Below are 15,270 nucleotides of genomic sequence, written 5' to 3' on the forward strand. Positions count from 1 at the left end.
CCCCAAAGCGTACAAAATAACGCCTCCAATATAACACCTCCTTTCTTCTGGAGGTTCTTTTATTATATCATTTTATAGACATAAACTGATAATTTATATAATAATATAAATTATTTTAGAGGAATATATGAGTGAATTAATAATTCGATCAATTACAAAAGATGATGTGTTTGCTTGTTTATCTATTTACAACTACGAGGTTGAACATGGCGTAGCCACCTTAGACCTCGAAGCACGCACACTAGAAGAGTGGCATGAGTGGTATAATGCTCACAGCGATGAGCATCATCCTATCATTGTAGGCACCATTGATGATGTAGTAGTAGGGTATGCATCGCTTTCACCATATCGATTAAAGGATGCTTTCAAAAGTACTGTAGAATTATCCATATATATTCACAAAGATTACCGTGGCCAAGGTGTGGCAACACAGTTGATGGAACGTATTTTAGAGACGGCCAAAGCGGATACGATGATTCATAATGTAGTATCTGTTATTACAGCAGGCAATGAAGAAAGCACAAAATTACACAATCGATTCGGCTTTACCTATTGTGGGCTTACCCCTGAAGTTGGTTTTAAACATGGAAAATATCAGGATACCGAAACTTACGCATTATTGGTATAATAATAGATATTAAATCATTCATATATTCGTGGGGTTGCGGATTATATGTTACGCATAGACAGGGGTTAAGTAAGTTATGATAAATATGAAAGCAGAACGGCAATTCATAGGCAATAGTACGTATCGTAGCCGATTGGTGGATGGTCATTTTCATACTGAATTATGTCCACATGGTAGCGGTGATAGAACGGCATTGATGATTGAAAAAGCCATTGAATTGCGCATCGAAAAGGTGTGTTTAACAGAGCATGCTCCGTTACCAAAGGCCTTTGAGGCAGAGTACGGTGGTGACAAGGTTGCTTATGACACGGCGTCTCTTAAACTCAATCAAGTGGATTCCTATCTCGAATTAGGACGTGAATTACAACGTGCCTATGGTACGCATATCGATATTTCCCTTGGCTTTGAGGTGGATTATATCCCTGGTTTTGAAAGCGACATTCAAGACTTTCTTGATCGCTATGGTCCATTAACAGATGATAATATTTTGTCTGTTCACTTTATGGATGGCGTAGGTGGCAAATACTACTGTGTTGACTATAATACAGAGGAATTTGAAAAGGGCTTTGGTCCTTGGATTTCTAATCAAAGTGAATTGTACTATAAATACTTTAGTATCATTCGCCAAGCGGTGCGTGCTGATTTGGGTGCCTATACGCCAAAACGAATCGGTCATTTTGATTTAATTAAGAAATACCAACACCATTTCGGTTTTGAACACCATTTAGATAAACGAAATGCTCAATTAGTGAGCGATATATTACATATTATGCGCGTTCAAGGTAGAGAACTAGACTATAATATGAGTGGATTCTTTAAACCTGATTGCGGTGAAATGTATCCAAGCCGTTTTATTCAAGGGATAGCTGCCATTATTGGTGTGCCCTTTGTGCTAGGATCTGATGCGCATAGCGTAGCAGATGTAGCAAAGGTTTGGGACTAGATATATTATTTGATTATGATATAATAAAGACAAGAAGAGCCAATTAACGTTGTGGAATGCGTTAGGCTCATCTCCAAAAAATAGAAAAATGAGAAATGGCCTAATGTCCCTTACGGGGTGTTAGGTCATTCTTTTTAGTAATTTATACTTCAGTATAAGTAGTAAAATATGAATATTTTATTGACTTTTTTTTCTATAAGTATTATTATAATTTCATGCTTTAGCGTGATAAAGTGATAAAATCAAAAAGAATCTATATATTTTAAATAGTAATATTAGCATGGTTTATAGAAAGGATGATCCTCATGGTACAGAAACAGTTGCCTACAGGTTTTCGTGATGATATAGGTGCTGTGGCGGAGCGCAAGGATGATGTGAGTCAATACTTACTAAGTCTTTGCCGCAATCGTCAGTATACAAAAATTTCTACACCCCTTGTAGAATACAAAGATGTGTTTAATGGTTACACATTAGGCCGTGGTCAACATATGTACGAATTCTTTGGTAGTTCTGATGCATCCGTGGTTATCCGCCCTGATTTAACCATGCCAATCGGTCGTTTCTTGGCGACTACGAATATTGAATTGCCTCGCAAGTTCTACTATCTTGGCGATGTGTTGATGAAAAATAAGCAACATCGCGGCGATATCAACCAAGTTACACAAGGTGGCATCGAAATGGTCGGCTATGAAGGTATTGATGCCGAGCTAGAATGCTTTGCCATCATTAAAGAGGTGAATGAATCACAGCTCAATAATACCTTATTATTAGAAATTGGTGATGCTCGTTTCTCCCGTGCTATCACCGATGCATTGGGCTTGACCGATGGGGAACGGGCAGATTTGCTCGATGCGTTATTTACAAAGTATTTGCCACGCTATAACGAATTGATTAGTGAATTTAAAAATAATGCATTGTATCCATTCCTTACGATTTGGCCTCGCTTATTCGGCACTGTAAATGATATTAAAAATGAGCTTAGTCAAGTCATCTTGCCTGCAGGGGCACAACGTATTTTAGATAGCCTTATGGATCTAGCGGGACAAATTGAAGCGACTGGTCAACAAGTTCGCATTGATGTGTCTACAGAACCACTTCAATCCTATTACACAGGCCTTACCTTTAGAGGTTATGTAGATGGCGTATCTCAATACATCGTCAGCGGTGGTCGCTATGATGGTCTCTTATCTGGATTTGATGGCACACCGATGCCATCCGTTGGTATGGCTTTCAACATCGATGTCCTTACAGATGTGCTTATGCAAGGTGAAAGCAACATTCAAGATAATGGTAAATTGCGAATCGCCTTGACAAAGGGGCGCGTTGAAAAGGATTTTATTCCACTCTTAGAGTCCTGTGGTATTGACTGCGAACCATTACGCAACAAAGCGCGCAAGTTGATTATTCCATTGGGGGATTCGGTAGAGGTTATCTTAGCGAAGGGCCCTGATGTAACGACATATTTGAATAATGGTGTCGTTGATTTAGGCATCGTTGGTAGTGATGTACTGGATGAACAAGACAATACATCTTATGAAATGCTAGATTTGAAAACGGGCCAATGCCAATTTATCTTGGCCTCCTTAGAAGGGTATAATCCGAAGGAAGGCCGTCGTCAACGGATTGGTACAAAATATCCAACCATTACAAAACAATATTTCGGATCCCAAGATGTAGAAATCATTAAAATCGAAGGTTCCGTTGAATTGGCGCCCCTCGTAGGTCTGGCCGATGCCATTGTAGATATTACGGAAACGGGTACAACGCTACGAGAAAATAATCTTAAAATCTATGATTGGCTCCAACCAATCTCAACGCGCCTTGTGGCGAATCCATTGGCATTAAAACAAAAAAGAAATACCATCTTTGCTTTAATTGACCAATTACAAGCTGCTATCGGTAAGAAATAAATGTACTGTATCGATAAGAAATAAATATACTATATCGAGAAAGAAATAGAAATATACTCTATCGTGATATAATGAGAAACGTTTACAATAGAAGTATAGACATACATAGTTTGAAATGAGGACATACAATGAAAATTTACAAAGAATCTCTTGATGCAATGCTTAGCATTGTCCGCCAATATACACAACAAACAACAGATATGGAAATTGAACGCCGCGTGTACGATATTATCGAAAACGTGCGTGCTAATGGCGATGCAGCACTCCGTGAATATTCTGAAAAATTCGATGGCGTAAAACTAGATGATTTCAAAGTGGATCAATCTATCATCGATGCGGCATGGGACAATTTACCAGAAGACTTGAAACACGCTTTATTGGTAGCAAAGAAAAATATTACCGAATTTCACAGCCGTGAAATAGAACAAGGCTTTGTAGATATGGATACACCGGGCATTACACGTGGTCAAAAGGTAACGCCATTGGCTCGTGTTGGTCTCTATGTTCCAGGTGGCACAGCGGCATATCCATCTACCATTATGATGACTGCATTGCCTGCAAAAATCGCTGGTGTTAAGGAAATTATCATGGTAACACCTCCTCAAAAGGATGGCATTAATCCTGCTGTGCTAGGCGCTGCAAAACTTGCTGGTATTGATGCGGTATACCAAGTGGGTGGTGCTCAAGGTGTTGCGGCTCTTGCGTATGGTACTGAACAAATTCCAAAGGTAGATAAAATCGTAGGTCCTGGTAACATTTATGTGGCCACTGCCAAGCGCCAAGTATTTGGTCAAGTTGATATCGACATGATTGCAGGTCCTAGTGAAATCGGTATCATCGCTGATGAAAGTGCTAATCCAGTACATCTTGCTGCGGATTTATTATCTCAAGCAGAACATGATCCACGAGCTCGTGCCATCATGGTTACCAATAGTGAAAAACTAGCTAACCTCGTATCTGATGAGGTAGAACGCCAACTTTCACAATTACCTCGTGAAAGCATTGCTCGTCCAGCTATCGAAAACAATAGCTATATTGCTGTTATGGATAGCGTAGAAGATATGTTTACCGTGATGAACGAAGTAGCGCCAGAACATTTGGAAATTCAATTACCGGACCCTATGGAATATATGAGTATGGTAGAAAATGCGGGCTCCGTATTCCTTGGCAGATATGCCTCTGAGCCATTGGGCGACTATGTAGGCGGTACAAATCACGTATTACCTACGAGTGGTACTGCAAAATTCTCGTCCCCACTTGGTGTGTACGATTTCGTAAAACGCATTTCCTTTACTCAATTTAGCCGTGAACGCTTACAAGAGGTGGCGAAGGATATTACTACTTTGGCTCGTACAGAAGGTCTTGAAGCACATGCTCGTGCTATTGAAGTGCGCTTTGAAAAATAATTGTATGGATGGGAACGCCTTAAAGGGCTTCCTTAATGATAAGAGGATACTATGATGAGAACAAATCGGTCAGCTACGGTAACTCGTAAAACGGGTGAAACAGATATTACAATTACACTTACCCTAGATGGAAATCAGGACATTCACATCGATACAGGCATCGGTTTTCTTGATCATATGCTCCATTTGTTGGCTAAGCATGGTCGTTTTGGCCTTGCTGTAAAAGCCGTAGGCGATACGTACGTGGATGCGCATCATACGGTAGAGGATATTGCATTGACCTTAGGGCAAGCATTGACACAGGCTCTTGGTGACAAGGCGGGTATCGAGCGTTATGGCGACGCGTGGGTGCCTATGGATGAAGCGTTGACACAGGTTGTTATCGACCTTAGTGGCCGTCCATACCTCGTGTTTAATGGTGAGTTTACGACTCCTGTATTGGGTGGTAATTTTGAAACAGAATTGGTAGAGGATTTCTTCCAAGCCTTGGCTGTGAGTGGTGCTATGAACTTACATGTGCGCAACGAATATGGTCGCAATACGCATCATATTATTGAAAGCATGTTTAAGGCTACGGGCCGTGCATTGCGTAAGGCGGTTACCATTAACCCAGACATTCAAGGTGTGAATTCTACAAAGGGTATGATTTAATAAAGCCCTTATGAATGGTGAAAGCAGGGCCACATAAGGCTCGTGAATAGAGGAGATACTATGATTTTTCCAGCTATAGATTTACAAGATGGTCGCAGTGTACGCCTATATAAGGGTGATTTTGCAAAGGAAACCATCATCAATCCAAATCCGGTTGACCAAGCATCTCAGTACGAGGCTGCTGGCGTTGGCGCTTTGCACCTCGTCGACTTAGATGGCGCAAAGGCGGGGAAACCAGTTAATGTGGATATCGTTAAACGCGTGCGCGCTGCATTTACAGGTGTGTTAGAAATCGGTGGCGGTATTCGTGATAAAGATGCGGTAGACTTATATTTAGAAATGGGTGTCAATCGCGTTATTCTCGGTTCCGTAGCCCTTAAGAATCCTGAATTGACGAAACAGGTTATCGCAGAATACGGCCCAGAACGCATCGTTATCGGTGTAGATGGTAAGAATGGTAAGGTCGCTGCGGAAGGTTGGCTCGACCAATCTGATGTACCTATGACCGACCTTATCGGTGCTATGGTGGCAGCCGGTGCTAAGTATTTTATCGTTACCGATGTGGACCGAGATGGCACTATGCAAGGTGCTAATGAAGACCTATTGGGTTCCTTACAAGATCAATTCCCTACGGCCCGTATTGTTGCATCCGGTGGTGTCCGCAATTTAGAGGATATTAAAAACCTTGAACAACGCGGTGTAGTAGACAGTATTGTAGGCAAGGCCTTGTATGAAGGCACTATTACATTAGAGGAAATTGCTGCGTTTAATAAGGAGAATGCATCATGTTAGCAAAACGGATTATTCCTTGTTTAGACGTAGATAATGGTCGCGTAAAAAAAGGTGTTAACTTTGTAAACCTCGTTGATGTAGGGAGCCCTGTTGATATTGCTGCTACCTATGAGGAGCAGGGCGCCGATGAGCTCGTATTTCTCGATATTACGGCTACGGTGGATAGACGTACGACAATGCGCGATGTGGTGACAGATATTTCAAAACATGTGTTCATGCCCCTCACCGTAGGTGGTGGCATTAAAACGGTGGATGATATGAGCGCGCTATTGAAAGCTGGCGCCGATAAGGTATCGCTTAATTCAGCGGCTTTAGCGCGTCCAGAACTCATTAGTGAAGGCGCTCAAAAGTTTGGCAACCAATGTATGGTAGTAGCCATTGATGTAAAAACGGATCCAGAGACGGGTAAATGGTATGTGTATACCCATGGTGGTCGCAAGCGTAGCGATTGGGAAGCCCTTGCGTGGGCTAAAGAAGCTGTGAGCCGTGGCGCTGGTGAGTTACTTGTAACGAGCATGGATAAGGACGGCACTAAATCCGGCTTTGATATTAAACTATATAAAGCCTTGGAAGAGGTCGTAGATGTACCAATTATCGCCTCCGGTGGTGCAGGTACGGTACAGCATTTTATCGATGTATTCACCGAAACTGGTGTTACCGGTGCGCTAGCAGCGTCTATATTCCACTTTGGTGAAATTAGCATTCCCGATTTAAAATCACAATTGAAGGCAGCGGGCATTGCTGTTAGATAGGGTAGGAGATTGTAGCATACATGAAACCAGACTTTAATAAGGGTGGCGGCCTATTACCGACGGTCGTTCAAGATAATACAACAAAAGCAGTGCTCATGGTGGCGTGGATGAACGAAGAGAGCTTTCACAAAACATTGGAGACAAAGGAAACTTGGTTCTGGTCTCGTTCTCGCCAAGAACTTTGGCATAAAGGCGGTACCAGTGGCAATGTGCAACACGTGGTGGATATGAAGCTCGATTGCGATGGCGATACATTACTGGTTCTCGTCAATGCGGAAGGGCCTGCATGTCATACAGGAGCGGTGAGCTGCTTTTTTTACGATGTAGAAGCGTAGAAATATACAAAATATGAGGTGAGATGACGCATAGGCGTTAGCTTTCACAAAGGAGAAGAACAATGGCCAATCAACAAACATTAGAAGAATTATACGCCATTATCAAAGGGCGCAAGGAAACTCCAAAGGAAGGATCCTATACGAATTACTTGTTCGACAAGGGACTCGATAAAATCTTGAAGAAGGTGGGCGAAGAAGCAACAGAAGTTGTCATCGCTGCTAAGAACGAAGACCCACAAGAACTAGTCTATGAAACAGCAGACGTACTCTATCATTTGCTCGTGCTATTAGTAGAAAAGGGCGTTCCTTACGAAGCCATCTTAGAAGAGTTGGCAAGCCGTGAAGGCGTCATCAGCAAAACACAGGAACGCAAAGCGATTACAGATTTGTAAGGAGTAGAGTATGAAGAAGATTATTGGCCAATTAAAGCCGTATGTACCAGAAGAACCGGCAGAGTCCGTTAAAGCTCGCCTCGGCGTGGAGCGCCTTGTGCGATTGTCAGCCAATGAAAATCCTTATGGTACATCGCCAAAGGTTCGCGAAGCAGTATTAGATTATGTTACGAACAATGATGCCAATCTATACCCTGATGGCAATGCATCATCCTTGCGAAGCGTCCTAGCGGATTATTGGAAGGTAGCAGAAAATCAACTTGTTATTGGCGTCGGTCTTGATGAAGTGATTTCCATGGTAAATAAAACATTTATCAATGCCGGTGATTCTATCGTCATCAGCGTTCCTGCTTTTTCTGAATACGGCCTTAACGGCCTCGTAGAAGGGGCGGTCATTCGCGAGGTGCCATGCATCGAAGCCACAGGTCAATACGATTTTAAGGCGATGCGCCAAGCCGTAGATACTACGACGCGCCTCGTATGGATTTGCAATCCAAACAATCCAACAGGGACCTATGAAACTGTTGAAGATATTCGTAACTTTATCAGTACATTGTCAAAAGATGTGTTAGTCATCATCGACGAAGCTTATATCGATTTCGTAACCTCCGTAGAGGTACCAACGGCACGAGCTTTGCTTGATGAATTTCCTAATGTATTTATTATGCGCACCTTCTCTAAGGCCTATGGCCTTGCCAACTATCGCGTAGGCTATATGATGAGTAGCGCTGAATTAGCGAACTATATTCAAACCATTCGCTTGCCATATAATTTGAATACCTTGTCCCAAGTGGCTGCTGAGGCTGCCTTTGGCGATCGTGAATTTTTGCGCAGCACCATAGAGAAGAATGCTGCAGAACGCGCCTTATGGGAACAAACGTTGGATGAAGTGGGCGGCACTTATTATAAGAGCGGTGCTAATTTTATCTTTATGTCCGTACCTAATGCGGATAGCCTTGCTGATGAATGGCTCGCTAAGGGCTATCAAGTACGTCGTGGACAACGAGATAATTGGTTGCGTGTAACATTACCACCTGCTAGTGATGGTGCTATTATGCGCGCTATTTTGAAAGAGTATATGGCTCGTCAATAATGTAGGTCATTTATATAGCGATGTACATTGCGACGTATGTTGCTATTTACATAGGCGTAAAAGAAAGGATGTCACTATGATTGCCATAATTGATTATGATGCGGGCAATACATTTAATGTACAAAAAGCATTACAACATATCGGTCTTGATGCGGTATTGACCGCTGATCGAGATACCATATTGGCTGCTGATGGTGTGATTCTACCGGGTGTCGGCGCCTATGCATCGGCTGTTTCCGTCCTTCGTGAGCGCGGTCTTATCGATGTTATTCATGAGGTGGTGGAGCGCAACATACCCTTGCTTGGTATTTGTTTAGGGATGCAGCTTTTGTTTGATGAATCTGAAGAGTATGGACCGACTCCCGGATTAGGTATTATACCGGGCACTGTGAAAGCCATTCCTAATAACCTCGGCCTTCGTGTACCTCATATGGGGTGGAATCAAAATACACTATGTCGTAAAGACAGTGCTTTTTCTGATGTATCTGATAAATATACATATTTTGTGCACTCTTATTACGTGGATACCGATTCTCAATATATTACAACAACTGCAGACTATGGGATTAAGGTACCGGGCATTGTTGAGAAGGGGAATGTCTATGGCATGCAGTTTCATCCTGAGAAAAGCGGAGCTGTAGGGCTTAATCTGCTACGAACCTTTGGAAATATCATAGTAAAAAAATAAAATAGTCTTCGATATATGCTTTTAACGAATAATGAGTATCTAGAATGAGAAAGTGTAAATTGACATATTTTTGTTTAGATATACAATGAGTATGTAAGTACTCATCAATTTATAAGCTAAAGTGGCATTGGAGACCTAATTTTATTAGAAATGTTTATTCGGCACCTCCGATGTCACGTACATTGGAGGTGTTTTTATGGTTATGAATGGTATTTACTTAGTTATAGCCTCCGCGTGTATTCTAATTTTAGCGTACCGCTTTTATGGGGCTTTCATAGCGGCCAAGGTGCTGACACTTGATCAGTATCGTCCAACGCCGGCTATGGTCCACAATGATGGTCACGATTACGTGCCAACAAACAAATGGGTAACATTTGGTCATCACTTTGCAGCGATTGCTGGTGCAGGTCCTCTTGTAGGTCCTGTTATCGCAGCTCAATTCGGGTATTTGCCTGGCGCATTATGGATTCTCATTGGTTCCGTACTCGCCGGTGCTGTGCATGACATGGTTATCTTATTTGCGTCCGTTCGTTATGATGGCAAATCCATCGCGGATATTGCCCGCGAAGAAATCAGTAAATTTGCTGGTTTCGGTGCTATGCTTGCTACATTGTTCCTATTGATTATCACACTTGCTGGTATGGCCGTAGTAGTAGCCAACGCATTGCATAACTCCCCTTGGGGTTTCTTCTCCGTATTTGCTACAATCCCAATCGCTATTTTCATTGGTATTTATTTGAAATGGTTGCGTCCTGGTAAAATTCAAGAAGCAACTGTTATTGGTGTAGCATTGATCTTCGCAGCTATCATCTACGGTCCAAACGTAGCGGCTAGCGAATATGCTTCTTGGTTTACATATGATTTGCAAACCATCGAAATCATGCTTGCAGTCTATGGCTTCTTTGCAGCAGCATTGCCAGTATGGTTATTGCTTGCTCCTCGTGACTACTTGTCCACATACCTTAAAATCGGTACAATCGGCGCATTGGCTCTTGGTATTATCATCGTAATGCCTGAAATTCAAATGCCAGCTGTTACCCCTTACATCTGGGGCGGCGGTCCTGTATTGAAAGGTTCTGTATTCCCTTACATCTTCATTACTATCGCATGTGGTGCGTTATCTGGTTTCCATACAGTAATTGCTACAGGTACAACACCTAAAATGCTTACTAATGAAAGAGAAATCTTACCTATCGGTTATGGTGCGATGTTAACAGAAGGCTTCATCGCTATGATGGCGTTGATTGCAGCCACTGCATTACATCCAGACGATTACTTTGCTATTAACTCCACAGTAGAATCCTTTAAAGCGCTCGGCCTTCAAGTTCATGAATTACCAGCATTGTCTGCAATGGTTGGTGAAGACTTGATGCACCGTCCTGGTGGCGCTGTATCCCTTGCAGTAGGTATGGCTCATATCTTCTCTAAATTGCCTAATATGGATCACTTGTTGGGTTACTGGTATCACTTCTGTATCATGTTCGAAGCCTTGTTTATCATGACTTTGATCGATGCTGGTACTCGCGTAGGTCGTTATTTGCTTCAAGAACTATTAGGTCATTTCCATCCTAAATTCAACGACCAACACTGGGCTCCTGGCGTATATGGTTGTGCAGCTTTGATTTGTATTTTGTGGGGCTATCTAGTTCTACAAGGTAACATCGGTATTATCTGGCCTCTATTCGGCGTATCTAACCAATTATTAGGTACTATGACATTGGCCGTAAGTACTACCGTTATTATGCGACTTGGCCGCAAACGTTATGCATGGGTTACAGGTATTCCTTGTATTCTAATGGCTATCGTGGCTATCGCTGCAGACTTTGAAAACGTATTTAACAGCTACATTCCTGCTGGTAAATGGATCCTAGTAGCGTTCAGTGCTGCTATGTTCCTCATGATCCTCATTGTATTGGTAGAGGCTGTACGCAGCTGGATTCGCTTGTCTAGCATGCCTCAAGATTATCGTACACAAGCTGAAATTGAAGCTGAAAGCCTTGTGAAATACGGTAAAGAAGTAAAAGCATAATTCTGATTTGCTATACTATACGAACACGCACTCACATTAGTGGGTGCGTGTTCTATTTGTTTGAGTGTCAATTAAGATACATTTGTCATTTCATATATTCTATAGAATTTATTGACATATAGTTAGAAATGCTATAGGATGTAAGTAAAGATGTATTTCAACAATAAAATAGTTAGGTAACGGTGCCTAGTTTTCAGAATATTCTGAGACTAGGTGCTTTTTTTATGAAAGGAGTCTATTATGATAGGTATCGATACAGGTAATACAGCATGGATACTCATAGCGGCTGCTATGGTGTTTTTCATGACACCAGGGCTTGCCTTATTTTATGGAGGTATGGCACGGAGTAAAAACGTACTTAGCACTATCATGCAGAGCTTCTTTCTAATCGGTGTGATTTCTGTAGAATTTATGCTCATAGGCTACACATTGATCTTTGGTGACGATGTACATGGTATTATTGGTAGCCTCAATAAAATTGGTCTTATGGGCACAGAGAATAGCATCATGGAAGGTGCGAATATTCCAGAAATGGCATTTATTGCATTTCAATGTATGTTTGCTATTATCACACCAGCCATTATGAGCGGTTCTATTACGGGACGTATGCGTTTTGCACCCTTTGTTGTATTCGCTGTGATTTGGTCCGTACTCATTTATAATCCTATGGCTCATTGGGTATGGGGCGGTGGATTTCTCGCTAATTTAGGGGCACTCGACTTTGCAGGCGGTCTCGTTATCCATGTATTATCTGGTGTATCAGGTCTCGTACTTTGTTTGCTTTTAGGTCGTCGCCGTGGTTATGGGCGTATGCCAATGTTACCACATCACTTACCAATGACCGTCCTCGGCGGTGCCATGTTATGGTTTGGTTGGTTCGGCTTCAATGCCGGTTCTGCTCTAGGGGCTGGTCCGTTAGCGGCAAATGCAGTGTTGACGACGCAAATGTCTGCTGCTATCGGTATCGTTGGTTGGGTATTGGTAGAACGATATCACCGTGGTAAACCGACCGTGTTAGGCGCTGTATCTGGCGGCGTATCGGGCCTTGTTGCGATTACGCCAGCAGCTGGTTTTGTAACACCTGTAGCGGCGATTCCAATCGGCTTTATCGGCGCCATCTGTTGCTATGTGGCCGTCGCTATTTTAAAGAGCAAGTTTGGCTATGATGATTCTCTTGATGCCTTTGGTATCCACGGTGTAGGTGGTATGTGGGGGGCCATTGCTACCGGTTTATTTGCTACGGTTAGTGTAAATCCTGATGGCGCAGATGGATTGTTCTATGGTGGTAACTTGCTCATTCCTCAATTGATTTCTCTCGTCGTAGCCATTGCCCTTGCTATTATTGGCACAGTTGTCATCTTCAAGGTGGTTAGCTACTTTATGGATATGCGCGTTAGCATTAGTGCCGAATCTTTGGGCATCGACATTAGTGAACATGGTGAAGGTGCATATAATCAATCTGAATTTAAGAGCAGTGGACGTTTTATTACCTCTGACCAACATTCCTTGGTATAAATTGTTTTTGGTGAAAGCTAGCTTTCACAGATGGTACAATAGATGTAATGAAAACGCAGATGAGGTGATACTATGAAACGGATGAAGAAAGTGGATATCATTGCTCGGGCAGAGCAATTAGAAGATTTAAAAGAAGCCTTAAACCGCATTGGCATTCAAGGGATGACGGTGTCCCAAGTGTTTGGCTGTGGATTGCAAAAAGGTCATACCGAGGTCTATCGTGGGCAAGAGTATGCGGTTAATCTCGTGCCAATGGTGAAGGTTGAAACAGTTGTATGTGACGTGCCTGTTGATCTTGTGATGGATACGGCGCGTGATACCTTGCAAACTGGCGAAGTAGGGGACGGTAAGATTTTCGTGTACGACGTAGAAGATTCCATGCGGATTAGAACCGGTACGCGCGGTACGAAGGCCGTTACTGACGATGAGGCTTAAATTTCGCTCGTACTGGAGCAAATATATACAACTATATAAGCGAGGTATACTAGGCATCATTGCATTTATTGGAATTACGGTAGTCATTATCTCCATCTTAGCTACTATTGCGAGTCGAGGCATGGGTGTTATTTTTAATGAGGTAATAGCACGTCAGACCATGATGCGAGGGACTATTACCGTCGCTAGCCTGAGCGCCACCCCATGGGGGACCATATCCTTTGAGGATTTGCAATGGGCTGATGACGATGGACATCAGTTGATGACCGTACCTTCCGGTAAGATACGCGTTAATATGTGGGATGTGATTACTCGTAATTTTAAGGCATCTGCCATACGAGGCATAGAATTAAATGATGCGGTCATTGTAGTAGATTTAGATGACGATAATCGGGTCGATTTTGTGCCTGCTTCTCCTGATATTAATAAACCCTTATCTGAAGTAGAACAGCGACCTAAAGCACCTAAAAAAACGACGCTAGAACGTCAAGAAGAGCTAGGGAAAAAGGTGCGTAACTTTAACTGGAATGGTCAACATATTGATGCGATTGTGAAGCTTTCAGACTGCCAATTGGAAATATTCCAAAAGAATCGACATTATGTGATGAATAATGTTAATGCTCGATTTGATATCGATACAAATCGTGCCATTCGCATGAATCTAACAACTGGTAAATTCGGAGGCACCGCCATTGGGGATGGCCTCACATTGGAAGGCCGTATCGATCTAAAAGATGTACTTAAGCATCGTATGCCTACGCTGAATATGAATCTAAATATTTATGGCGTAGATCCGGCATCCTTAGGATTTGGTGATAGTATTCACGATAAGATGACCTTGCTGACAGCAGTGACGGGGGATATTAATCGGCCCTTTGCATCGGGACGTGTTACCATGCCAATTCTTAGAATCCCTGCACTAACCTTTGAAAATGTGGTAGGCGATGTGACCTATCAAGATGGCATACTGGATTTTAAAGAGGTATATGCGAATGTATTTGGCGGTAAGTTAAAGGCTAAAGGTGTATATAATCTAGATACGAGGGCCTATGAATTAACGGGGGTTGCCACGGATCTAGATAGTAGCATGGCCCTAAAAACACCGGATTTTGCTGTTCCTGTATCGGCGAACCTTAACTTCTCAAGTAAGGGACAGCCTAAAGATATGGTGGCGTGGGGCGATTTTACATCTGGTACAGGTCGTTACATACTCATTCCTATACAATCTATTACGGGACGCTTTCACAATCAAGGACGTCATTTATCGTTCTTTGATGTGAAAGTACATACATCGGTAACAACTATCTCAACGGATGCATTGCATATCGATAATGGCGAATTAACATTGGGGCCATTGAATATTACATCCAATGGGGGGAGTAATTTTGCCATTTATGATGAAAGTACATTTGGCGAGCTTGGGCATACGATGGATGGTATAAAAAATGACATGGCGCAGGCAAATCAGAATATGAAACGCGCTCAAGGTAATAGTCAATCGATGAATCAAGTAGATATCAAACCACCAAGTGATGCAAAAGGCGTTTTAGATGATGCCAAAGAATCAATTAAAGGCTTATCCGATAGCTTGAAATCGATTAAGATTCGATGAAGTTTGAAAATTTTCATGTTCAGCTTATCTCCTAAGTATAAAATGCGAAATGTTATCAAAACATTTGATAACATAGTGGATTATATATG

General features: G+C 42.3%; 15 protein-coding genes. All 15 read left to right on the forward strand.

Annotation, left to right across the window (positions count from 1 at the left end; translation table 11 throughout):
* The first annotated feature begins 127 nt into the window (after positions 1-127).
* The 15 genes from HMPREF1151_RS08725 to HMPREF1151_RS08795 all read left to right on the forward strand — a co-directional run bounded on the left by HMPREF1151_RS08725 (position 128) and on the right by HMPREF1151_RS08795 (position 15,181).
* On the forward strand, positions 128-628 hold the full coding sequence (locus HMPREF1151_RS08725; RefSeq protein WP_009661819.1) for a GNAT family N-acetyltransferase: 501 nt from the start codon (positions 128-130) through the stop codon (positions 626-628).
* Positions 629-704: 76 nt separating this feature from the next.
* Positions 705-1,571 carry a histidinol-phosphatase HisJ gene (hisJ, locus tag HMPREF1151_RS08730; RefSeq protein WP_005384476.1) on the forward strand — a complete coding sequence of 289 codons (867 nt, stop codon included), beginning with the start codon at positions 705-707 and terminating at the stop codon, positions 1,569-1,571.
* A 305-nt stretch (positions 1,572-1,876) separates the two neighbouring features.
* On the forward strand, positions 1,877-3,481 hold the full coding sequence (hisG, locus tag HMPREF1151_RS08735) for an ATP phosphoribosyltransferase (RefSeq protein ID WP_009661836.1): 1,605 nt from the start codon (positions 1,877-1,879) through the stop codon (positions 3,479-3,481).
* Positions 3,482-3,609: 128 nt separating this feature from the next.
* Positions 3,610-4,887 (forward strand): histidinol dehydrogenase, encoded by a 1,278-nt coding sequence (gene hisD, locus HMPREF1151_RS08740; RefSeq protein ID WP_009661769.1) that lies wholly within the window; start codon positions 3,610-3,612, stop codon positions 4,885-4,887.
* Between the two features lie 51 nt (positions 4,888-4,938).
* On the forward strand, positions 4,939-5,538 hold the full coding sequence (gene hisB, locus HMPREF1151_RS08745; protein WP_009661866.1) for an imidazoleglycerol-phosphate dehydratase HisB: 600 nt from the start codon (positions 4,939-4,941) through the stop codon (positions 5,536-5,538).
* A gap of 60 nt (positions 5,539-5,598) precedes the next feature.
* Entirely contained in the window at positions 5,599-6,330 is a 732-nt protein-coding gene (gene hisA, locus HMPREF1151_RS08750) for a 1-(5-phosphoribosyl)-5-[(5-phosphoribosylamino)methylideneamino]imidazole-4-carboxamide isomerase (RefSeq protein ID WP_009661834.1), read from the forward strand.
* Positions 6,324-7,082, forward strand: coding sequence for an imidazole glycerol phosphate synthase subunit HisF (gene hisF, locus HMPREF1151_RS08755; RefSeq protein ID WP_005381416.1), 759 nt, complete (start codon positions 6,324-6,326; stop codon positions 7,080-7,082). Before hisA ends, hisF begins: the two co-directional genes overlap by 7 nt.
* A gap of 20 nt (positions 7,083-7,102) precedes the next feature.
* Positions 7,103-7,417: a phosphoribosyl-AMP cyclohydrolase gene (gene hisI / locus HMPREF1151_RS08760; RefSeq protein WP_009661708.1), complete on the forward strand. Its 315-nt coding sequence runs from the start codon at positions 7,103-7,105 to the stop codon at positions 7,415-7,417.
* Between the two features lie 62 nt (positions 7,418-7,479).
* Complete coding sequence (gene hisE, locus HMPREF1151_RS08765) at positions 7,480-7,809, forward strand: phosphoribosyl-ATP diphosphatase (RefSeq protein ID WP_005375442.1); 330 nt, start codon at positions 7,480-7,482, stop codon at positions 7,807-7,809.
* A gap of 10 nt (positions 7,810-7,819) precedes the next feature.
* Entirely contained in the window at positions 7,820-8,902 is a 1,083-nt protein-coding gene (gene hisC, locus HMPREF1151_RS08770; RefSeq protein ID WP_009661804.1) for a histidinol-phosphate transaminase, read from the forward strand.
* A gap of 76 nt (positions 8,903-8,978) precedes the next feature.
* On the forward strand, positions 8,979-9,590 hold the full coding sequence (gene hisH / locus HMPREF1151_RS08775; RefSeq protein ID WP_009661847.1) for an imidazole glycerol phosphate synthase subunit HisH: 612 nt from the start codon (positions 8,979-8,981) through the stop codon (positions 9,588-9,590).
* Between the two features lie 196 nt (positions 9,591-9,786).
* On the forward strand, positions 9,787-11,619 hold the full coding sequence (locus HMPREF1151_RS08780; protein WP_009661740.1) for a carbon starvation protein A: 1,833 nt from the start codon (positions 9,787-9,789) through the stop codon (positions 11,617-11,619).
* A gap of 240 nt (positions 11,620-11,859) precedes the next feature.
* Entirely contained in the window at positions 11,860-13,134 is a 1,275-nt protein-coding gene (locus tag HMPREF1151_RS08785) for an ammonium transporter (RefSeq protein ID WP_009661792.1), read from the forward strand.
* Between the two features lie 72 nt (positions 13,135-13,206).
* Positions 13,207-13,569, forward strand: a complete 363-nt coding sequence (locus HMPREF1151_RS08790; protein ID WP_005375366.1) for a P-II family nitrogen regulator — start codon at positions 13,207-13,209, stop codon at positions 13,567-13,569.
* The gene (locus HMPREF1151_RS08795; protein ID WP_038141573.1) at positions 13,559-15,181 is read left to right on the forward strand and encodes a membrane biogenesis protein AsmA; all 1,623 of its coding nucleotides are present in this window, start codon (positions 13,559-13,561) and stop codon (positions 15,179-15,181) included. Before HMPREF1151_RS08790 ends, HMPREF1151_RS08795 begins: the two co-directional genes overlap by 11 nt.
* Positions 15,182-15,270 lie beyond the last annotated feature (89 nt).

The sequence above is a fragment of the Veillonella sp. ACP1 genome (assembly GCF_000286635.1).
In the GTDB taxonomy this organism is placed as follows: domain Bacteria; phylum Bacillota; class Negativicutes; order Veillonellales; family Veillonellaceae; genus Veillonella; species Veillonella atypica.